The sequence below is a fragment of the Oceanobacillus sp. Castelsardo genome, assembly GCF_001659985.1.
In the GTDB taxonomy this organism is placed as follows: Bacteria; Bacillota; Bacilli; order Bacillales; family Amphibacillaceae; genus Oceanobacillus.
The window spans coordinates 41,765-62,721 of the sequence record NZ_LYCS01000016.1; the positions used below are offsets into that span (position 1 = coordinate 41,765).

A 20,957-nucleotide genomic window follows, 5' to 3' on the forward strand; every position below is an offset into this window, starting at 1 on the left:
CATCCCATGTAAACTCATTTGTTCACCTTAATACGCTTATGTTATACTTATAGAATTGTTAAGCTGAGATCTATTAGAAAACTGGTATTCACCAAGCCGTTGGGCGGATGCCTTAGTTGCATTTATGCAAATATTTACGGTGGGTGAGTAATCGGAGCCCCGGAAGAAAGTTTTAAACTTTCCTATTTGCCAAAAGAGAGGAAATAATTTAATGCAGAAAAAACAACAATGGACTTCACGTATAGGATTTATCCTTTCATCCGCTGGTGCTGCCATAGGATTAGGAGCGATATGGAAATTCCCATATATGACTGGGATGAATGGTGGAGGAGCATTTTTCCTATTATTTATCGCATTCACCATCATTATTGGATTACCTATTTTAATTGCAGAATTCATTATTGGTAGAGGTGCTGGTACAGAAGCTGTTCGTGCCTATAAAAAGCTTTCTCCAAAAGGGATTTCTAAATATATTGGGCATTGGGGAGTCGTTGGAGCCTTTTTGCTTATGTCATTTTATTGTGTCGTTGGTGGATGGGTTCTCATTTATAGTATTTTATCTATTCCCGGACTTATTGTTCAAGAAGGCGCTAATTACAATGAACTTTTCGCCCAAATCACTAGCACTCCATGGATTACCATCTTAGGTTTCGCGCTATTTCTTCTTATTAATATGATGGTTGTTTCTTTCGGAATTCAAGATGGGATTGAAAAAGCTAGTAAAATCTTAATGCCATTATTATTTATCTTTTTTATCATATTAGTTATTCGTGCAATCACGTTCGAAGGAGCTATGGAAGGTATCCGCTTCTTCCTTGAACCTGATTTTTCAAAATTAAATCAAGAAAACATTTTATATGCATTAGGACAGTCATTCTTTTCCTTAGCAGTTGGGATTTCTGTTATGGTTACGTATAGTTCTTATTTAGGAAAAGATGTAAGTTTACCAGTATCAGCTGGTTCTGTTTCTATTATGAATATATTCGTTTCCCTTTTTGCTGGGTTGGCTATCTTTCCTGTTGTTTTTGCATTTGGCTTAGAGCCTGCTGAAGGACCAGGTTTATTATTTATCGTATTACCCGAAGCATTTAGCAACATGCCATTTGGCGAAGTGTTCTTGAGTTTGTTTTTGTGGCTATTTTTATTTGCGGTCTTAACATCTTCCTTTAGTATGCTTGAAATTGTAACAGCAGCATTTACAAATAAAAATCGTTCACGAAGAAAAGTGGCAAGTATTACAACTCTTTTAGTATTCATCGCCGGTATTCCAGCTGCACTTTCAGCTAGTGTACTTAGTGAATTTACGATTTTCGGTTTGACTGTATTTGATGCTACAGACTTCCTCGTAAGTAATATTATGCTACCGGGTGGGTGTTTGTTCATAGCATTATTTATCGGTTATAAAATGGATCGAACTTTAGTGCAAAAGGAATTCTTAGCTGGGGGTCAATTTGGAATCAATACATATCGCATATGGTTTCAACTTATTCGCTGGCTAGTTCCAATTACGATTATTATTGTCTTTTTAACAACATTAGGTATCATATAAAACAAGGCTCTGGAACACCCAGAGCCTTGTTTTATAATTTATAGTATGAAACTACAGACGAGCAAATAATATATTATTTTCTAAATGAATATGTTGGAATGTATCTTCTTCTAATTCTGCTAAGCGAGCATATGTGATTTGATAAGAACCACATGCATTTGCTGGCGGTAAAAAGTCACCAGTAATCGTTCTCATCTCTTTTAGTAGATCCCCTACAGCATTATGTTCGTCTTCTAATCCACCATTAGCTACACGAATTTTTTCAAGTAATTCTTCACTTGGATTAACGTCATATTCCTTAATAAGCGGAAACACTTCATTATTTTCTTTAATTGTATGTTCTTCCATTTCTAATTTAAATTCATTATATAGCCTATACAACTCTTTTAGTTCTGGATGACTCGCACCATGTCTTGAATAAACTTTTGTAACAAATTGGCCAAGTGCAGGCAATTCTTCCATTAAATAAGCGTGATGTTTATGGGTAATGTGATCAACCAGCTCAGAAAGTGATTTGGCATCCCAGTCTATTAAATCATGGTCCTCCTTACTCCATTCTTCATAAGTTGTATTTAGCTTATCCAAGATAAGCTCACTATCCAAATTTTTTTCTGTAAAACTCTCTTCTAATGGGCGATTCCCGCCACAACAGAAATCAATTTTATATTCTTTAAATAAATCACTTGCCTTTGGAAAAACCTTCACAATATTTGCTGGTGTATGTTCAACGGTAAATTTCATTTTGACTACCCCCATTTTTTATTATCTAGACCCATTCTAAATGAAATCCACCAACGATTCTGTGATACATATCACTAATTTAAACAAAATTAAAAGCACCCATTGAAAAATGGATGCCACCCTTTAATCTTCATCAAATTGATATAATAATTCATAGTTATCTTCATTTAAAAGCTCGGCAACATGTACTCTTACCCCGTGTCCAAAAACAATTTCATCTTCAGTCATTGCAACAATCATTGCTTTCGTTTTGTTTTGAACATCTAAATAAATATCCCCAACAACCGGTCTTAATGTATCATCATTTTCTGCTAAATAGGAAATGGACTCATCTTGTAATTGCTGTTCTTCTGGTACCAAACCCTTATCATAGTACGCGATTTCCTGACTGGCATCTTTCTTACCAGGAACTAGGACGACATACTCATGATGTTTAACACCATTATCCCTTGTTGTAACAACATTCCCATTTTCTACACTTTCAACTTTTTCAATCTCATTTAAAGAGTAGTGATCAAGAAAGTCTGGTGCCGGTTTGACGATGAGAATATAATCTCCAGGTTTTGCCCTTTCATTTTCGTCAATGGTGTAACGTTTACCATAAAAAATAAAGGTATCATTATGTTTCGGTTTATAATACTGTATCTCCTTCGCTTGAGTTAGAACTTGTTGCATGTCCTTTAGGCGATACAAATGGACCGACCTTTTAAACATTGGTTTCACGCTATATACTTTATGCAATTCATTTTTATAAAAAACAAATTGACCCTTTCTTACTTGGAAAAGCTTCATCTAATTCCTCCTAATTATTTTTAATAAAGGTATATGTTTGGAAAAAATGAAAAGAATCTATCGTTTTAAAATTAGATTTATTCCTAAATTATCATATATTATTTTCCACTAAAAACATATATTTAAACATTATTCTAGGCATTTTCTATTTCTTCTACTAATAAGGACAACTCTTCCCAACGTTCCATTTTAGCTTCAAGTTCCGCTTCTATTTCTTGTTGTTCTTTAAACAATTCCTGAACTTTCCCAGCATCACTTCCAGCTTCAACTATACCATTTTGTAATTCTTCTATTTTAACTTCTAATTCTGTTATATGATCCTCTATTTGTTCCCATTCTTTCTGATCCATGTACGATAATTTTTTTCGTTGCTTTTTCGGTTTTACAGTTTCTTTTATTTTTTCTGCCTTAATCGCTGATCTTTTTTCCATTCCTTGTTTATCTAAAAACTCACTATAGTTACCGAAAAAAAGATCTATTTGACCATTTCCTTTAAATACAAATAGTTGTTCTACTACCCGATCTAAAAAATAACGATCATGGGATACAGTGATAACGACACCAGGAAAATGATCCAAATACTCTTCCAAAATACTTAATGTTTGTGTATCTAAATCATTTGTTGGTTCGTCTAGAAATAATACATTTGGTTCGGTCATTAATACCTTTAATAGATAAAGTCTTCGTTTTTCTCCACCGGAAAGCTTACGAATATACGTGTATTGAGCATATCTGGAAAACAAAAATCGCTCTAACATTTGCTCCGCAGTAATGATTTGCCCATCTGTTGTGTGAATAACCTCAGCGACTTCCTTAATATAGTCAATGATTCGCAAGTCACCATCTAGTTCCTCATCACCTTGTGTGTAATAACCAATCTTGACCGTTTCCCCAATGTCAATTTCACCTTTATCCACTTCTATTCGATTAGCCATCATATTAAGTAAAGTTGATTTCCCAGAACCATTTGGTCCAATAATTCCGATACGATCCCCCGGCACGACTAGATGATTGAAATCTTCAATTAATGTTTTTCCTGCAAAGGTTTTAGAAATTCCCTTTAACTCCATTACCTTCTTACCTAGTCTAGTTGACCCAACTTGAAATTCTAGCTGGTCTTTTTTCGTATCAAATGATTTCTCTTTCATCTCATGTATACGGTCAATCCTAGCTTTTTGCTTTGTAGAGCGAGCTTTTGCCCCTCGTCTTAGCCACGCCAATTCTCGCCTTAAGGTATTTTGATGTTTCATTTCATTACTTATCTCTAGCTCTTCACGTTCTGCTTTCTTTTCTAAAAAAATCTGGTAATTTCCTTCATATATATATAAATTCCCTTTATCTAACTCAAATATCTTATTGGTTACTCGATCTAAGAAATAACGATCATGCGTTACTAATAATAAAGAGCCTTTATAGGTTTGTAAATATTTTTCTAACCATTCCACGGTTTCATTATCCAAGTGGTTAGTCGGTTCATCCAAAATTAATAGATCAGCTGGTTGGATTAATGCTTTGGCAATTGCTACTCTCTTCTTCTGCCCACCAGAAAGTTCAGAGACCTTTTTATTGAAATCAGTAATACCAAGCTTTGTTAATACTGTTTTTGCAGTGGTATTTGCTTCCCATGCATCTTCTTCATCCATTTTTTGTTGCATGTTCATTAAATGATTTTGTATTTCTGGATTTTCTGGATCTTGCTGAAGCTTTAATAAAGCCGCTTCATACTGTCGCATTAATCTCATAATGTCCGCTTCACCATAATATATTTGTTCCATAACTGTTAAGCTAAGATCGAGATCCGGTTCTTGCGCTAAATACTCAATATGATAATCTTTCGGATGATGAATATCCCCTTTTTCTGCAGAATCAATCCCAGCAATTACTTTTAAAAAGGTAGACTTTCCTGTACCATTAACCCCGATTACTCCTATTCGTTCATTTGGCGAGATGGTGCAAGTGATATTTTTAAATAACACTTTTTCCCCATAGGATTTATATAAATTCTCAATTGTTAACATAGATATCTTCCTTTGAATAAAAACTTATTTTGCATTCTTTTTTCGATTTGTGAACCATGTAAAATGCTTGTATATCCTCTAGTTTAGCTTAGCAGACCGTATTTTTCCACTTATGAAGGTAAAAAAACCAAGCATGTATAATAAATACATACTCGGCTCTAAATCATTACCCTATTAATTTCATCATATTTGCCATTTCAATAGCTGTTACTGCAGCTTCTGAGCCTTTATTTCCCGCCTTTGTTCCAGCTCTTTCTACAGCTTGTTCTATTGTTTCGGTTGTCAATACACCGAACACAACTGGTTTCCCGTTTTTCACGGAAGCTTGCGCAACCCCTTTAGCAGCTTCATTACATACATAATCAAAATGGGGGGTAGAACCACGTATAACCGTACCTAAAGTAATCACCGCATCATATTTATCTTGACTTGCCATTTTATCAGCAATTAATGGAATTTCAAACGCACCAGGAACCCAAGCTACATCAATTTGTTTTTCATCTACACCATGTCTTTTTAACGTATCAATAGCACCGTCTAATAATTTACTCGTAATAAATTCATTAAATCTCGCGACTACGATTCCAATTCTTAAATCTGTACCAACTAAATTTCCTACGATTGTATTTACCATTTGTATTTTCTCCTCTTTTACTATATTTTCCTAATATATTTTTATTTCTGTTTTCTTTCGATAAGCAATTAAGTCTGCTATTGTAATAAATTTCAAATCAAACTTTTTCGCAAGTTCTTCTAAGTCAGGCATTCGAGCCATTGTTCCATCTTCTTTAATGATTTCGCATATAACGCCAGATGGAAAAGCTCCACTTAATTTTGCCAAATCTACAGCAGCCTCTGTATGACCTGGACGTATAAGGACGCCACCGTCTTTAGCAATAAGCGGAAAAACATGTCCAGGCTTTTTAAAGTCCTCTACTTTCACGTCCGTTTTTGTTAAAGCACGAATCGTTAGCGATCGCTCATAAGCACTTATACCAGTTGTCGTGTTCACATGATCAATAGATATAGAAAAAGCCGTTGCAAGTGGATCTGTATTATCTCTAGCCATTTGATACAATTCTAATTTTTTGGCCAAATTCTCCTCTATCGGTGTACATACAAGTCCTTTTCCATGGGTAATCATGAAATTGATAACTTCTGGAGTTATTCGGTCAGATAAAGCGATAAAATCCCCTTCATTTTCTCGATTTTCATCGTCACTTACAATAATCGGTTTCCCTTCTTTTAAATCAGCTATTGCCTCTTCAACCCGATTCATTTTTTCACTCCTTTATATGAAACCATTGTTTTGTAAAAAATCTTTACTCATTCCACCTTGTTGATTTAGTTCGTTATTATCGTTTTGGAGCATTTTTTGAACGTACTTTGCGAGCATATCGCATTCTACATTTACAATATCTCCTTCTCCTTTTTCACCAAGAATCGTCTCTTTCGCGGTATGCGGAATTAAAGAAATTGTAAAACCGTTATTTCGAACTCCAAATACGGTTAAACTTGTTCCATCCACCGTGATGGAGCCCTTATGCAAGATGTATTTAGTTAAGTCGGTTGGAATTTCTATGTTGTAATATATAGCATTTTGCTCTTTTTTCTTTTTGACTATTTTTCCAGTAGCATCAATATGTCCAGAAACAAAATGTCCACCAAATCTCCCATTCGCCGCCATAGCTCTTTCTAAATTTACTTTGGAGCCTTGTTTTAGGCTTTTTAATGACGTTGCGTTTATTGTTTCTGGCATGGCATCTACCTCAAAATAATCAGTTGTAAATTGGGTAACAGTTAAACAAATGCCATTCATCGAGATACTGTCACCAAGCCTAACATCTTCAAGAATTTTTTTCGCTGAGATAGTCATCGTTACTGCTTGGTCTGAAACCTTTTGGATTTTTTTCACTGCCCCAATTTCTTCAATAATTCCTGTAAACATAGTATCTCCCTTCTTTATTCCTTCTTTTTAGGGGGTAAAATCTTTTAACATACGAAAAAGCCCTCGATAAAAAATACCATCGAGAGCTCTGAGTTTAGAATTTTAGTTAACAAAATAAGCACTTTTAACTTATACAACAAAAATAATACAAGCCAAAAAACGCCATTCTAAAATCCCTTCTCCCATCCAGACTTTAACTGTCGGTTCCGGATTCTCACCAGATCCACCGCTTGGTTTAAATAACCGCACGGGTCACGGACTTTGAAGCATTGCTTCATCACCGCCGGTAGGGAATTTCACCCAACCCCGAAGGAATATATTGTATTCATTTAAATTTATTATATCATAAGTTTTCCTTCAATTCAAAATAAATATTTTATACATTTCAATCCATACTATTTAAGTGCTCTACCATTGTTTCATATGGCATAGCCCCTAAAGATTTGTGACGAATAATCCCTTCCGAATCAATCATATAAGTGGTCGGGATAGGATTGATTCGATATTTGGTTGAAACTTCTCCATCCCCATCTAACCCCACGGTAAAAGTCATATCGAATTCATCTACAAATTTTTGAACATTGTCTTTTTTCATTTCAGTGTCTAATAAATTAACAGCTAAAACTACTACCTCATGCTCTTCATGAAATTTTTGCATATCTGGCATTTCTACCCGACAAGGTGGACACCAAGTTGCCCAGAAATTTAGCATGACTGGTTTACCTTTATAATCGGACAAACTTACCTTTTCTCCGTCTAACGTTTCTACTTCAAAATTAGGTGCTTTATTACCTACTTCGATACCTTCCTTATTTTCCTCTGCCACTAATTGACCTGTTATAAAAAAGGAAAAAAATATCCCTAATATGATAGAAATTAAATAGTTAAACTTCATTATTCATCCTCCGCCTAACACAAATTTACTCTTATTATTCCTATCCATTCGGTTTATCATACCAAATAAAAAGTGAAATGAATGCGTAATGTAGCACTCATTTCACTTTTTTATTTAATCTTCATCTTTCACATCGATATCTTCAGGGATAGGTTCATTCAAATATTCCAAAATCATCATTCGATATTTCTCTACTTGTTCGAAATGCGTGGTGAATTGATTTTGATTAATTAGGTATTGCTCACCATCATGGATTGCACGTATTCGTCCTTGCAGTACTAATGCAGAAACTTTCGTTACTGGCATAGATAAATAATCTGCAGTTTCCTGTACAGTTAGATACATTCTCCAAACGCACCTCTCTTTACTTGATTTTACTCTTTTCTACTTTTCCGAGAGTACATCATGATATTCTTGAGTTTCTTCTAATTTCCGCTTCACGTATGGACATAAGGGAATAATTTTCTTTTTATTTTCACGAGCATATGCAACTACTTTTTCTACTAATTCTCCAGCAATTCCTTGACCACGAAGTTCATCAGATACATAAGTATGATCTACCACAATATTGTTGCCACTAGACTGGTTAAATGTTAACTCTGCAATTGGCTCCTTTACGTCATCCCCAATATAAAACATATTTTCTGCCTTATTAATTGTTACCATACTATCTCTCCTATGACATTATATATTGCTTATTATATCCATTATAACAATTATTTTGTAATATTACCCTTACACAAAATAGAAAAATGTTACCAAAAATTAACATTAGCTTAATAAATGATGGATATAATATAACAATACAATAGATTTTTGGAAAGAGTTTTACTTTATAAAAACCCCAAAAGGTATCATCGAGATTGTTTACCCCTCTTTTTCATTTAATTCATTGAGCAGTTTGCCCTTTAAAATAATAAGAAGAAATGAGATTAGAAATTTCATTTGGTCTTTCCTCTGTTACCAAATGCCCCGTTTCTTTAAAGGTTATTAGTTCAGCATTTGGTAGGTCTTGAACTAACCGCTTTCCAACATGCAATGGAACTACCTGATCATCCTCACCCCATATGAGTAAAGTAGATGTATTTATTTTCCCCAGTTCTCGAGGAGATAAATCCCCTTCACGATGACGAAGCAAGCGAATAAGGGATTTCGGAAAATTCTTCTCTTTAATTGGTCTTTCAAATTCTCTAATATGGTCAGAAGTAATATAAGAATGGTTGTAAAATACATTTCTTAAACTGTCAATCACACTACGGTTGTTCACTGCTCTCTTCACGTACAAACTAAAGAAAGGTAAATAGGAAGAATACACTAATAACCTATTAGAACTTTTTAAATAACCTGAACTAGCTAATAAAAATAACTTCTTTACTTTATCCGGCATAAGTTTAGCAGTATTTAAGGCTATTTGACCACCCATTGAGTGACCGACAATACTAACGTCGTCCATTCCGAAATAATCCATACATTTTGTTACTAATCTGGCATAGTTTTCATATGAATAAAAAAATGATGTCGACTTCTCGCTTCTCCCAAAACCAGGTAAGTCTATTGCAACAACGGAAAAGTCCTTTTCTAATAAAGGGATAATCCTATTAAACGTATAAGTCGAAGATACAAAGCCATGAATTAGGACAAGTGGCGGCTTTCCATTACAAATATATTCGCAATAGATATTTACATTATCTATATTTAACATGGTACTTGAGAGTTTTTCTTTCATCTTAACACCTCAAATTACTTTATTCATATTTTATAATTTCCCATATACTTTTAATTATCATATTAGGCAAGTGCCTAATATGTGACATAGTGCTGAATTTTTTAATAAAACAAGTATTTATCAAACCCTGGTACAAACTTGTTGATTGTTTTTGGATGTTTTTGATGGTAAAATACTGTTCAGGAGGTTATGTAATGTTAACCGAAGAAAGACATACCGTCATAATAGACTTGGTGAAAGAACAAGGTATCGTAAAAACACAAGACCTTATGCAAGCATTAAATTGTTCAGAGTCAACGATACGTCGAGACCTTGAATTCTTACACAACGAAGGGAAAATTAAGCGCATCCACGGCGGTGCAAAACGTATATATCAAATTAGTGAGGAATTAACAGTTAGTGAAAAATCACTCAAAAACGTTCAAGAGAAGTCCGCAATTGGTAAAATGGCAGCGTCTCTCATAGAAGAAAATGATGTTATATTCTTAGATGCTGGCACGACAACTTTAGCCATGATTGATTTCATTGATAGAGGGAATATTACAGTAGTAACAAACGGGATCCAACAAGCTTCCTTATTAACCGATAGACAAATTGAAACGTTATTAATTGGAGGAAGAATTAAGCAAGGTACCAAAGCTATTGTTGGTTCTACAAGTTTCACTAATTTACAATCTTTTCGTTTTAATAAAGCTTTTCTTGGGGTAAATGGTATAGATATTGAATTTGGCTGCACGACCCCTGACCCTGAAGAAGCAGCCATCAAAAAATTAGCACAACAACAATCCTCCATGACCTATGTATTAGCAGACCATACCAAATGGAAGAAAGTCAATTTTGTTCATTTGTTTAACATGGAAGATGTAACAATCATAACAAATGATTCCAATGAAGATCTTTCATTATTCAAGGAAAAAACAACAATTTTGGAGGCTTAACTAATGATTTATACAATAACACTAAATCCTTCTATCGATTACATTGTTCACGTTAAACAATTTCATCTAGGTGAATTAAATAAAATGGACGACGATGCAAAATTTCCCGGCGGAAAAGGCATCAACGTTTCAAGAGTTTTAACGGAATTAGAAAGTGATACAACAGCAGTTGGTTTTCTTGGAGGTTTCTCGGGTGATTTCATAAACGATTGGTTGAACAAAGATGGAGTCCACTCCGATTTCGTCTCCATATCTGATGATACTCGAATCAATATTAAACTTAAATCAGATGTAGAAACTGAAATTAATGGTAGAGGTCCTGTTATTACATCATCTGAGGCCAATGACCTTTTATCAAGATTAGATAAGATAAGTGAAAAAGATACCGTTATTTTATCAGGCAGTAAACCACCTTCCCTACCAGAGGACTTTTATGAAGAAATGGTTAAGAAGGTTAAAAAAACAAACGCGGAATTTGTTATTGATACAACTGGGAAAGATTTAAAAGCTACACTACCTTATAAACCGCTATTGGTAAAACCGAACCGTGAAGAATTATCAGAGCTCTTTAACGTAAATTTAAAAACAATTAAAGATGTCATTCCATATGGTAAAAAATTACTTGATATGGGAGCGAAGCATGTCATTGTATCTATGGCAGGCGACGGTGCATTGTTATTTACGAATAATGGGATTTATCAAGGATTCAACCCAAAAGGGAATGTAAAAAATTCTGTGGGTGCAGGAGATTCTATGATTGCTGGATTTATCGGTCAATATACAAAAAAACAAGATCCGATAGCCGCATTTAAAATGGGGATTGCTTGTGGAAGTGCAACAGCTTTTTCGGACGACTTAGCTAAAAAAGAAACAATCCTTTCCCTTCTCAATCAAGTAGAACTTAAAGAAATTTAACAAAGGATGATAGTCATGAAAATAACCGATTTACTTAGAAAGGACATCATGCTTCTCGACCTTCAAGCAACCGAAAAAGAAGCTGTCATTGATGAAATGATTGAAAGTTTAGTTAAACATGATGTCATAACAGACGTAAATGAGTTCAAAGATGCCATTTTAAAGAGAGAGGCACAAACGTCTACAGGACTTGGTGATGGTATTGCCATGCCACACGCCAAAAATAAGGCAGTCAAACAACCAACCGTTTTATTCGCGAAAAGTAACAAAGGTGTAAATTATGAATCCCTTGATGGACAACCTGCTTACCTCTTCTTTATGATTGCTGTACCAGAGGGAGCGAATAACACCCATTTAGAAACGTTAGCAGCGTTATCCCGTCAATTAATCGAAAAAGAATTTGTCAATAGCCTAAAAAATGCTCAAACACCAGAAGAAGTCCATGCTTTATTTGATGAAGAACAAGAAGAAGTAAAACAAGAAGATCGCTTTGATGAAGAATCAAAAGAAACAAATGAAGCGAAACCATTTGTAGTCGCGATTACTGCTTGTCCTACAGGTATTGCTCATACGTATATGGCAGAGGATGCTTTAAAGAAAAAGGCAAAAGAAATGAATGTTGATATACGAGTAGAAACTCAAGGATCCGATGGGGCAAAAAATGCTCTTTCCAAAGATGAAATCGAACGAGCAAATGCCGTTATTATTGCTGCAAGTAAAAAAGTCGATCTTGACCGGTTTAACGGAAAACATCTCATTCAACGCCCTGTTTCAGATGGGATTAACAAAACAGAGGAATTAATTACGAAGGCAGTTAATAAAGATGCTCCAATATATCAGGGAGATGGCGGTGAAAAGAAAGCCGACAACACCGATGAAAAATCAAATTCAGCATGGGGGAGAATTTATAAGGACATTATGAATGGTATTTCCCATATGCTTCCTTTTGTTGTCGGTGGTGGGATTTTAATTGCATTTTCTTTCTTGTTTGAAAGTTTTGTTGGAAGTGAGAGTACGATTTTCACATTCTTAAATGAACTCGGTGGAAATGCATTTAATTTCCTTATTCCTATATTTGCAGGATTTATTGCCTTGAGTATTGCCGATCGTCCGGGCCTAATGCCAGGTATGGTTGGTGGTTTAATTGCTGTAAATAGTAATGCTGGCTTCCTTGGCGGTTTAGTTGCCGGTTTCTTAGCTGGTTATGTAGTTATTTGGCTAAAGAAAGTATTTCGTGGATTACCGAAGTCACTTGAAGGACTAAAGCCAATCCTAATTTATCCAGTATTAGGTCTGTTGGTAACAGGAATTTTAATGTACTTTATTTTCGGTCCTATTTTTGCAACCATTAATACCGCTATGGTAACATTCTTAGAAAATCTAGGTACAGGCAATGCAGTTATCTTAGGTGCAATTTTAGGTGGTATGATGGCCATTGATATGGGTGGGCCTTTTAATAAAGCTGCTTATGCCTTCTCAATTGGTATTTTTACTGATACTGGTGATGGAAGTTTAATGGCAGCCGTTATGGCAGGTGGGATGATTCCACCACTAGCTATCGCCTTAGCGAGTACTTTATTTAAAAATAAATTTACGGAATCAGAGAAGAAATCTGGTGCTACAAACTATGTAATGGGCCTTTCCTTTATTACAGAAGGGGCAATTCCATTTGCTGCCGCAGATCCATTGCGAGTGATAGGTTCTTCTATCCTTGGTGCTGCTATTGCCGGTGGTTTAACCCAATTCTTTAATACTGCGATCCCAGCACCCCACGGTGGAATATTTGTTATTCCATTAGCAGAAAATGCAATATTTTTCCTATTATCAGTAGTTATTGGTATGATTATATCTGCCTTCGTATTAGGTATCTGGAGAAAGCCTATAGAAGAAAAATAACAGTAAAAGGGATAAGCCACAAGGGGGTTATCCCTTTTTTATTACCACAAATCCCCTACAAAATAAAAGCATTCTAAAAAACAAGCGGAACATACTAAGACTGAAATGAAAAGCAAGGGGTATGATTCCGTATGGATTTATTAAAGTTAGAAGATAAAATGCCAGATTTTGAAAATCATGAACAAGCAAAACAATGGTTTAAGAATATATTTCATAACCATTTTATTATAAGAAGCAGTGATACCTGGAATGGGAAAAAAACCTATTTGTATCATATTGTCAGAGATTTAAACCTATATCACCAATACATGAGGAGCTTTGCTAATCCTGTCAAAAGAGAAATAACGAACATGGAAACGTTTGAAAGTTATTCGACTGTAGAAATCACGGATAATGGTCACGTTAATATCTTCCTTTAAATTTAAAAAGTCAACCATTACAAAAATGGCTGACTTTTTTTCGCTAAAGTCCCGGTACATCTTTTGCCGATTCTTTTATTTCCTCTGGAATTTCGATTTTATCAATCGTATTTATATTACGATACATAGTATTCACATTTTGTTTCATAATCATTTCTTCTCCCTCAATGGTCATTTTCATATCCATATCTAAATGATACTTTTCAATTTGATAGGAATCTTTATTAATGGACATTTCCACTTGTAAATGATTAATCTCTGTATTTTTAAGAATTTCTGTTACTTCTTTACCGATTTGAGACGTAAGATCTTCTGGTATAATTTCTTTCAATAAATCTTCCGCTAATGTCTTCACTTCATCCTGATTAGGCGAGAATTTGAAAATATAGGCCTCTTCCGTTTCTTCATAACTTAGATCATCTACATAATCTTGGAACATATTTAACTGGTCTGATGTGTCCATTTGTTCTGTATTAATTAAATCCATAGGAATCGTGGATTCATCCATTTTCAACCATTCTCCAGTTAATGAATCAAAACTGTATATTTCGTTATCAACGAAATATAATTCCTGTTCCATTTCCATCGGTCCATCCATTTCTTCTCCCATTGATATAGAAGCTGTTCCTTTTTGATGCATGGCAAGGGGGTCAACAATAATAGCCCCTGACATTTTACTTTCCATTACCATGGTAGTTTCTTCCTGAGGTACACTCATCTCCTGCTTCATCTCTATATCAACTTCTGCACTATTCATTTCTTCTGCAGCTTCTAGAGCTTTGTTATAAATTTCATTTACTTCCTTGTCCCCACTACTGCATGCTGCAAGAGCCAAAAAGACAATAGTAAGTAAAAGTAGTGTAAACCCTTTTTTCATTTTAATATCCCCCAATTTAATTATGATACTATTCATACGAAAATTTATAAGAAAAGTTTCAACCTTTTTCCCAATTCCCCATTGTGAATATATGAGCATATATTCACAAAAAGCTCTATTATATAGAGCTGAGTCATTTAAACACTTTCTTTTGGATGAAATTTTCTCCTTCCTTAATTAACTCGCTAATCGGAATTTCCCTTTTACTTACCTCGTTTTCTATGATGTCTAATTCTGCTCTCATATTATTGAATTTAATGCCTTTCTCAATATTTTTACATATGTAGATATAGAAGGCGCCCAATAAATGTTTTGGTAAATTTGAATAGAATTCATCTCTTTCCACTGGTCTTCCCCCTAAGTTTATTCTTTATCTTAGAAAAACCCGCATTTGCTAATCCCCCGATGATTATGTTAGTTTTTCTTAATACATTAAAATTTTCAGTAACACGGAATACTCTTTCTCGCTAAAAATTATGTACGCTACACACATAAAATTATTTTCTGACAATACCTCATATACCCCTAAGCACAGAGTGTTAAACCTCTTATCCGTAAATAATTTTATAAAATCTCTCATTTTTTAAGAAAAGTATTTATTAAAATTGTTATGATAAAGCTTTCCCCACATCCTTTTATTCTAATTTTGTCGAATGAATTCTTTGACAATTTCATTAAAGTTTAATATATTATTATATGAGTAAATAATCATATAAGCATTTATAAAAGTGAGGGAAGCTATGTGAATGAAGAACAGATCCACCCTAATCATGACGACTTAGATGAAGAAACATTATTTGTTGTATCGCAAACATTTAAAGCTTTAGGCGATCCGACACGAATTCGTATACTCTATTTATTATTTAACAACGAGTATTCCGTTAACGAAATTGCAAAAACATTGAATTTACAACAATCAACAGTATCTCACCAATTACGTTTCCTTAAAAATTTACGCCTAGTAAAATATCGTAGAGAGGGTACTACTTTATATTATTCTCATGATGACGATCACGTAATGAATACATTAAAACAAACGATTGAACATGCAAGTCACATGTGAGGTTTCCTTATAAAAATGAATAGATTATAAAAACAACTTAAGAATAATAAGGTATAGGAGGGAATAAAAATGGGCCATGATCACCATCACCACTATGCACATTCAAATAATAAGAATGCATTACGAATTAGCTTTTTCATTATTTCAGCATATATGATTATTGAGGCTGTTGGCGGATTTTTAACAAATAGTTTAGCATTACTTTCAGATGCTGGGCATATGCTAAGTGATTCCATTTCTCTTGGCGTCGGGTTATTAGCTTTTACTCTTGGTGAAAAAACAGCGGATTATAGTAAAACGTATGGATATAAACGTTTTGAAATTTTAGCAGCCGTATTCAATGGTGTCACACTCATCATTATTTCTTTATTTATATTTTACGAAGCAATTCAACGTTTTCTAAATCCACCTGAGGTAGCCTCAACTGGAATGTTGACAATCGCAATTATTGGATTACTTGTAAATATTCTTGTTGCTTGGATATTAATGCGTGGTGGAGACACAGAAGATAATTTAAACTTAAGAGCCGCCTTTCTTCACGTAATTGGTGATATGCTCGGTTCTATCGGTGCTATAACGGCAGCATTATTGATTATGTTCTTCGGATGGGGATGGGCAGATCCACTAGCAAGTGTTATCGTTGCAGCTCTTGTCCTTGTAAGTGGTTGGAGAGTAAGCAAAGATGCCTTGCAGGTGTTAATGGAAGGTACCCCTAAAAACGTTGAAATAAAACAGGTTATAGGCACAATAAAAAAGGTAGAAGGCGTAATAAGTCTACATGATTTACATGTTTGGAGTATAACAAGTGGATTAAATGCACTTTCCTGTCATGTCGTAGTGGATCATGATATGTCGATTGAAGAAAGCCAAAGTTTACTAAGAACGATTGAACACGATTTACAACATCAAAGTATTGGCCATGTTACCATTCAATTGGAAAGTGAAGACCACCCCCACGGTGATAGTCTACTATGCGAGCATGATTATAGCCCTCAAATTCATGCCCACCACCATCATCATTAATAGAAAGCTGATTTTCTATTTAAAGAAAGTCAGCTTTTCCATACTATTTACCCATTTCTAATTCCCAACTATTAACCAATATATGAATGGCCTTCTCCAATTCATCCTCAGGAATTCCCGCGAATCCCAAAATAATCATAGGTGGACTTTTATCCAATTTCTTGAGGGAATAATAGGATATTGGATAAATTGTAATCTTTGATTTTTTAGCCCTTTCTACTAGTTCTTCTTCTTTCATTCCATTTTTTATGACAAGTACAATATGAAGTCCAGATTGTTCCCCAATCACTTGTATTTCCTTAAAAGGTTTAATTAATTCTAACGTTTTATCTAATTTTCTACGGTAAATTTTCCTCATTCGATTTAAATGTCTTTCGAAGTCACCTTCTCTCATAAATTCAGTTAAAATATGCTGATCAATCCTTGAAACAGTACATTGGTAAAAGGATAATTCTTCCTTATATTTTTTCCATAACTTTTTGGGTAAAACCATATAACTAATCCGTAGAGATGGAATCAGTGACTTAGAAAAAGATCCGAGATAAATTACTTTTCCAGCTTGATCCATACTTTGCAGAGATGGAATTGTCTTACCACTATACCGAAATTCACTATCATAATCATCTTCAATAATATATCTATTTACCGATTCTCTTGCCCATTTTAATAATTGCATCCTTCGATTAACGGAAAGAACCGAGCCATAAGGAAAGTGATGAGAAGGTGTAACATAGACAATGTCAATATCCGTATTTTCTATTTGCTTCACTATAATTCCATCCTCGTCTACTCGTAAAGGATGTACCTCTTTTTCGTTGTTTTTCAGCATTTTTGAGATGATGTGGTACCCAGGATCTTCTACTCCATAAATCGTGTCTTTATTAAATAAAAGAATAAGTTGTTGCAGTAGAATTTCACTTCCTGCACCAATAATGACTTGTTCAGGTGAACATTGAACCCCCCTGGCATGGTACAAATATTGTGAGATTTCTTGTCGTAGCTCTAATTCCCCTTGCATATCCCCTAATAAAAGCAAAGAATGATAGTTCTCATCAATCCTATTTTTTGCATATTTTCTCCACTTTTTAAAAGGGAAATTTTCAGTATCAATCCAGCTTGGATGAAAATGATACTTTAGTTCTTCTTCTTTTTCTTCGTTTTCACTTATTTTTATTTCATTTTGCTGAACATATTCTAATTCTTCATAGGCTAACACAAAATAACCTTTTCTTGGAACACTTTCAACATAACCTTCTGCTAATAGTTGATCATAAGCCGTCTCAACCGTATTTTGACTAATCCTAAGAAATTCGGATAACTTCCTTTTAGACGGAAGTTTAGCACCGTATTCTATTCTTCCTACAATGATTTCATTTTTTATAAAATTATACAATTGTTCGTATAATGGTACTTCACTTGATCGATTTAAATGACAGGATAACATCTCCATTTTTATACTCCTTTTTACTGACCCCTTCAATTAATTAGAAACTGACACTTTCAATAGTATCACAATTATTTTTATAATGTAGTATATTATTTAGAAAAATGATTGGAGTTGGACTAATTGGAAAAGTTATTAGGAACTGAGGCAGTAAAACGTGGAATGGCGCAAATGCAAAAAGGTGGCGTCATCATGGATGTCGTTAATGCTGAACAAGCGAAGATAGCAGAAGCATCTGGAGCAGTCGCTGTTATGGCTTTGGAAAGGGTACCATCTGATATTCGTAAAGCTGGCGGTGTTGCGAGAATGGCAGACCCCCGCATCGTGGAAGAAGTAATGAATGCCGTATCTGTTCCAGTAATGGCAAAAGCACGTATCGGCCATATATCAGAAGCAAGAGTATTAGAAGCAATGGGTGTTGATTACATAGATGAAAGTGAAGTTCTAACCCCAGCAGATGAGGAATTTCATTTATTAAAAAGTGATTTCACCGTACCATTTGTTTGCGGATGCCGTGATTTAGGTGAGGCAGCACGACGAATTGGGGAAGGCGCATCCATGCTACGTACAAAAGGAGAACCTGGAACAGGAAATATTGTGGAAGCAGTTCGTCACATGCGTAAAGTAAATGCACAAGTACGTAAAGTAGTTAGAATGAATGATGATGAATTAATGACAGAAGCCAAAATTCTTGGAGCTCCATATGAAGTATTAAAACAAATTAAAGAAGCTGGGAAATTACCAGTTGTTAACTTTGCAGCAGGTGGAGTTGCAACTCCTGCAGATGCAGCATTAATGATGGAACTTGGTGCTGATGGTGTATTCGTTGGATCCGGTATTTTCAAATCAGAAAGCCCTGAAAAATTTGCTAATGCTATCGTTCAAGCTACAACATACTATACAGATTATGACTTAATTGGAAAGTTATCTAAGGAACTAGGATCTGCCATGAAGGGGATTGAAATATCTAAATTAGGAAATGAAGATAGAATGCAGGAACGTGGGTGGTAAATTTAAAGGCGGAAGTGTTATGGCTTTGCTATACACTTCCCGATTTTCATTAGGATGTGTAAAACAATGACTAAATTAACAATTGGTGTTCTTGGACTCCAAGGAGCAATTGAGGAACACGTAAAACATATTCATGATCTAGGATTACAAAGTCTTATTATAAAGAAAACCGAACAACTTGGAGAAGTGGATGGATTAATTCTTCCAGGTGGGGAAAGTACCACGATGAGAAAACTTATAGATCGTTATGAGTTTTTTGAACCCCTGAAGGAGTTTTCGAACCAGGGAAAACCAATATTTGGAACTTGTGCTGGAATGGTTCTTCTGGCAAAAGAAATTACCGATTCTAATACAATCCATTTAAACTTAATGGATATAAGTGTTAAACGAAATGCATTTGGTAGACAAGTGGATAGTTTCGTAACCAAATTAGATGTGAAGAATTTAAAACAGCCATTTAACGCAATTTTTATTCGTGCCCCCTATATTGAATCAGCAAGTGAAAATGTTGAGATACTAGCTACATATGATGGTAAAATAGTTGCAGCAAAACAAGATCATATTCTAGTAAGTTCATTTCACCCTGAACTTACTGATGATAACCGTTTCCTGGAAATATTTGTAAACATGGTGAAAGAACAGAAAGTAGATATGGTTAGGTAGTTCTTACCGTAGGGAAACTTCAATGAAAAATAGCATACCAATCATTTTTGAACGGTATGCTATTTAACTTTTATTATTTTTTCAACATGAAAAGTTAAGTTATATCCTATCCTCTATTGTTTAACACGCTTATAGTTCTTATGATTCACTACCGTTTTTATTGGTTCACCCGTTTCTTGATGTTTTCCAATTTGAATAATAACAGAGTTTTCCCTTACTAGAAGTACCTTTCCTTCTTTACCTTTTTGTTCACCCTTAACTACTTTTATAGTATCCCCTTCACTAGCTTTCTTTATTGCTTTTTTTTCTGTTTTTTCTTCCGTTGCCATTTTCGTTTCCTCCTTTATTAAAAGGCTCCTCTTATTTTTGTACAAATCGTAAAATACATTCATTTTTGAGCCTAATTTCACTTAGAAGTAATTGGACAAAGTAGTCTTTTGACCTATTTAAATTTAGCATATTTTTAATGGAATCTCATTTATTTTGTATTTTATTAATATCCTTTTAAAAAGCTAGGCTTGTCACTATTGATTTAACGACAAGCCTACAGTTACTTTATTTTGAACAATAAAATTTTACTACTTCAAAATGTTTCTTTTCGAAAATTTTAGACTTTCGGAACGTAAAAAAAGGTAAGATATTATACTTTAATATCTTACCTTTTTTTATTGCCTGGCGGCGTCCTACTCTCGCAGGGGGAACCCCCAACTACCATCGGCGCTGGAGAGCTTAACTTCTGTGTTCGGTATGGGAACAGGTGTGACCTCTCCGCCATTATCACCAGACAATAATATTAAATTAAGGTTTATACCTTAAAAACTAAATAAGAGTAAATTAGACATCAAAAGAATTTAGTTAAGTCCTCGATCGATTAGTATTTGTCAGCTCCACGTGTCACCACGCTTCCACCTCAAACCTATTAACCTCATCGTCTCTGAGGGATCTTACTCATTTAAAATGATGGGAAGTCTCATCTTGAGGGGGGCTTCATGCTTAGATGCTTTCAGCACTTATCCTTTCCACACGTAGCTACCCAGCT

At 34.6% G+C, this 20,957-nt stretch carries 22 protein-coding genes, 2 rRNA genes, 1 pseudogene and 1 riboswitch; of the genes and pseudogenes, 9 read left to right on the top strand and 16 right to left on the bottom strand.

Going from position 1 to position 20,957, the window contains the following annotated elements:
• Nucleotides 1-211: 211 nt before the first annotated feature.
• A complete protein-coding gene (locus tag A9178_RS17830) occupies nucleotides 212-1,549 on the top strand; it encodes a sodium-dependent transporter (protein WP_068677698.1) in 1,338 nt (445 codons plus the stop codon).
• A 51-nt stretch (nucleotides 1,550-1,600) separates the two neighbouring features.
• On the opposite strand, the gene ric is transcribed toward A9178_RS17830, so the two are convergent.
• The 10 genes and pseudogenes from ric to A9178_RS17880 all read right to left on the bottom strand — a co-directional run bounded on the left by ric (nucleotide 1,601) and on the right by A9178_RS17880 (nucleotide 9,669).
• Nucleotides 1,601-2,290, bottom strand: a complete 690-nt coding sequence (gene ric / locus A9178_RS17835; RefSeq protein ID WP_156520807.1) for an iron-sulfur cluster repair di-iron protein — start codon at nucleotides 2,288-2,290, stop codon at nucleotides 1,601-1,603.
• Between the two features lie 123 nt (nucleotides 2,291-2,413).
• Complete coding sequence (locus tag A9178_RS17840; protein WP_068677703.1) at nucleotides 2,414-3,082, bottom strand: hypothetical protein; 669 nt, start codon at nucleotides 3,080-3,082, stop codon at nucleotides 2,414-2,416.
• Nucleotides 3,083-3,216: 134 nt separating this feature from the next.
• Nucleotides 3,217-5,100, bottom strand: a complete 1,884-nt coding sequence (locus A9178_RS17845; RefSeq protein ID WP_068677705.1) for an ABC-F family ATP-binding cassette domain-containing protein — start codon at nucleotides 5,098-5,100, stop codon at nucleotides 3,217-3,219.
• Nucleotides 5,101-5,266: 166 nt separating this feature from the next.
• The gene (gene ribH / locus A9178_RS17850) at nucleotides 5,267-5,734 is read right to left on the bottom strand and encodes a 6,7-dimethyl-8-ribityllumazine synthase (RefSeq protein WP_068677706.1); all 468 of its coding nucleotides are present in this window, start codon (nucleotides 5,732-5,734) and stop codon (nucleotides 5,267-5,269) included.
• Between the two features lie 45 nt (nucleotides 5,735-5,779).
• Nucleotides 5,780-6,379, bottom strand: a pseudogene (gene ribB / locus A9178_RS17855) (3,4-dihydroxy-2-butanone-4-phosphate synthase); the annotation flags it as partial.
• Nucleotides 6,380-6,391: 12 nt separating this feature from the next.
• Nucleotides 6,392-7,048 carry a riboflavin synthase gene (ribE, locus tag A9178_RS17860; RefSeq protein WP_068677710.1) on the bottom strand — a complete coding sequence of 219 codons (657 nt, stop codon included), beginning with the start codon at nucleotides 7,046-7,048 and terminating at the stop codon, nucleotides 6,392-6,394.
• A gap of 170 nt (nucleotides 7,049-7,218) precedes the next feature.
• Nucleotides 7,219-7,366, bottom strand: a riboswitch (FMN riboswitch).
• 67 nt (nucleotides 7,367-7,433) lie between these two features.
• Nucleotides 7,434-7,943: a TlpA disulfide reductase family protein gene (locus A9178_RS17865; protein ID WP_068677712.1), complete on the bottom strand. Its 510-nt coding sequence runs from the start codon at nucleotides 7,941-7,943 to the stop codon at nucleotides 7,434-7,436.
• A gap of 114 nt (nucleotides 7,944-8,057) precedes the next feature.
• Nucleotides 8,058-8,288: an excisionase family DNA-binding protein gene (locus A9178_RS17870; RefSeq protein WP_068677714.1), complete on the bottom strand. Its 231-nt coding sequence runs from the start codon at nucleotides 8,286-8,288 to the stop codon at nucleotides 8,058-8,060.
• 39 nt (nucleotides 8,289-8,327) lie between these two features.
• The gene (locus tag A9178_RS17875) at nucleotides 8,328-8,609 is read right to left on the bottom strand and encodes a GNAT family N-acetyltransferase (protein ID WP_068677716.1); all 282 of its coding nucleotides are present in this window, start codon (nucleotides 8,607-8,609) and stop codon (nucleotides 8,328-8,330) included.
• Nucleotides 8,610-8,832: 223 nt separating this feature from the next.
• The gene (locus A9178_RS17880; protein WP_068677718.1) at nucleotides 8,833-9,669 is read right to left on the bottom strand and encodes an alpha/beta fold hydrolase; all 837 of its coding nucleotides are present in this window, start codon (nucleotides 9,667-9,669) and stop codon (nucleotides 8,833-8,835) included.
• 194 nt (nucleotides 9,670-9,863) lie between these two features.
• Here A9178_RS17880 and A9178_RS17885 point away from each other — a divergent pair, with 194 nt between their 5' ends.
• The 4 genes from A9178_RS17885 (at nucleotide 9,864) to A9178_RS17900 (ending at nucleotide 13,837) form a co-directional block, all read left to right on the top strand.
• Nucleotides 9,864-10,607 (top strand): DeoR/GlpR family DNA-binding transcription regulator, encoded by a 744-nt coding sequence (locus tag A9178_RS17885; RefSeq protein ID WP_068677720.1) that lies wholly within the window; start codon nucleotides 9,864-9,866, stop codon nucleotides 10,605-10,607.
• Nucleotides 10,608-10,610: 3 nt separating this feature from the next.
• Nucleotides 10,611-11,522, top strand: a complete 912-nt coding sequence (pfkB, locus tag A9178_RS17890) for a 1-phosphofructokinase (protein WP_068677722.1) — start codon at nucleotides 10,611-10,613, stop codon at nucleotides 11,520-11,522.
• 15 nt (nucleotides 11,523-11,537) lie between these two features.
• Nucleotides 11,538-13,418 carry a PTS fructose transporter subunit IIABC gene (locus A9178_RS17895; RefSeq protein WP_068677724.1) on the top strand — a complete coding sequence of 627 codons (1,881 nt, stop codon included), beginning with the start codon at nucleotides 11,538-11,540 and terminating at the stop codon, nucleotides 13,416-13,418.
• 131 nt (nucleotides 13,419-13,549) lie between these two features.
• Nucleotides 13,550-13,837, top strand: coding sequence for a hypothetical protein (locus tag A9178_RS17900; protein ID WP_068677726.1), 288 nt, complete (start codon nucleotides 13,550-13,552; stop codon nucleotides 13,835-13,837).
• A gap of 43 nt (nucleotides 13,838-13,880) precedes the next feature.
• On the opposite strand, the gene A9178_RS17905 is transcribed toward A9178_RS17900, so the two are convergent.
• On the bottom strand, nucleotides 13,881-14,714 hold the full coding sequence (locus tag A9178_RS17905; protein WP_068677729.1) for a DUF6612 family protein: 834 nt from the start codon (nucleotides 14,712-14,714) through the stop codon (nucleotides 13,881-13,883).
• Between the two features lie 133 nt (nucleotides 14,715-14,847).
• The gene (locus A9178_RS17910; protein WP_068677731.1) at nucleotides 14,848-15,060 is read right to left on the bottom strand and encodes a hypothetical protein; all 213 of its coding nucleotides are present in this window, start codon (nucleotides 15,058-15,060) and stop codon (nucleotides 14,848-14,850) included.
• A 396-nt stretch (nucleotides 15,061-15,456) separates the two neighbouring features.
• On the opposite strand from A9178_RS17910, the gene A9178_RS17915 reads away from it, so the two are divergent.
• Nucleotides 15,457-15,777, top strand: coding sequence for an ArsR/SmtB family transcription factor (locus A9178_RS17915; protein WP_068677733.1), 321 nt, complete (start codon nucleotides 15,457-15,459; stop codon nucleotides 15,775-15,777).
• Between the two features lie 69 nt (nucleotides 15,778-15,846).
• On the top strand, nucleotides 15,847-16,800 hold the full coding sequence (locus tag A9178_RS17920) for a cation diffusion facilitator family transporter (protein WP_068677735.1): 954 nt from the start codon (nucleotides 15,847-15,849) through the stop codon (nucleotides 16,798-16,800).
• A 43-nt stretch (nucleotides 16,801-16,843) separates the two neighbouring features.
• On the opposite strand, the gene pdxR is transcribed toward A9178_RS17920, so the two are convergent.
• Complete coding sequence (gene pdxR / locus A9178_RS17925) at nucleotides 16,844-18,250, bottom strand: MocR-like pyridoxine biosynthesis transcription factor PdxR (protein ID WP_068677737.1); 1,407 nt, start codon at nucleotides 18,248-18,250, stop codon at nucleotides 16,844-16,846.
• A gap of 117 nt (nucleotides 18,251-18,367) precedes the next feature.
• Between pdxR and pdxS the strand changes: the two genes are divergently transcribed.
• Both pdxS and pdxT read left to right on the top strand, forming a co-directional pair.
• Entirely contained in the window at nucleotides 18,368-19,255 is an 888-nt protein-coding gene (gene pdxS, locus A9178_RS17930; RefSeq protein WP_068677739.1) for a pyridoxal 5'-phosphate synthase lyase subunit PdxS, read from the top strand.
• Between the two features lie 66 nt (nucleotides 19,256-19,321).
• On the top strand, nucleotides 19,322-19,918 hold the full coding sequence (pdxT, locus tag A9178_RS17935) for a pyridoxal 5'-phosphate synthase glutaminase subunit PdxT (RefSeq protein ID WP_068677741.1): 597 nt from the start codon (nucleotides 19,322-19,324) through the stop codon (nucleotides 19,916-19,918).
• A 113-nt stretch (nucleotides 19,919-20,031) separates the two neighbouring features.
• On the opposite strand, the gene A9178_RS17940 is transcribed toward pdxT, so the two are convergent.
• The 3 genes from A9178_RS17940 to A9178_RS17950 all read right to left on the bottom strand — a co-directional run.
• The gene (locus A9178_RS17940; RefSeq protein WP_068677743.1) at nucleotides 20,032-20,247 is read right to left on the bottom strand and encodes a DUF2187 family protein; all 216 of its coding nucleotides are present in this window, start codon (nucleotides 20,245-20,247) and stop codon (nucleotides 20,032-20,034) included.
• A 341-nt stretch (nucleotides 20,248-20,588) separates the two neighbouring features.
• A 5S ribosomal RNA gene (rrf, locus tag A9178_RS17945) occupies nucleotides 20,589-20,703 on the bottom strand.
• 66 nt (nucleotides 20,704-20,769) lie between these two features.
• Nucleotides 20,770-20,957, bottom strand: a 23S ribosomal RNA gene (locus tag A9178_RS17950); the annotation flags it as partial.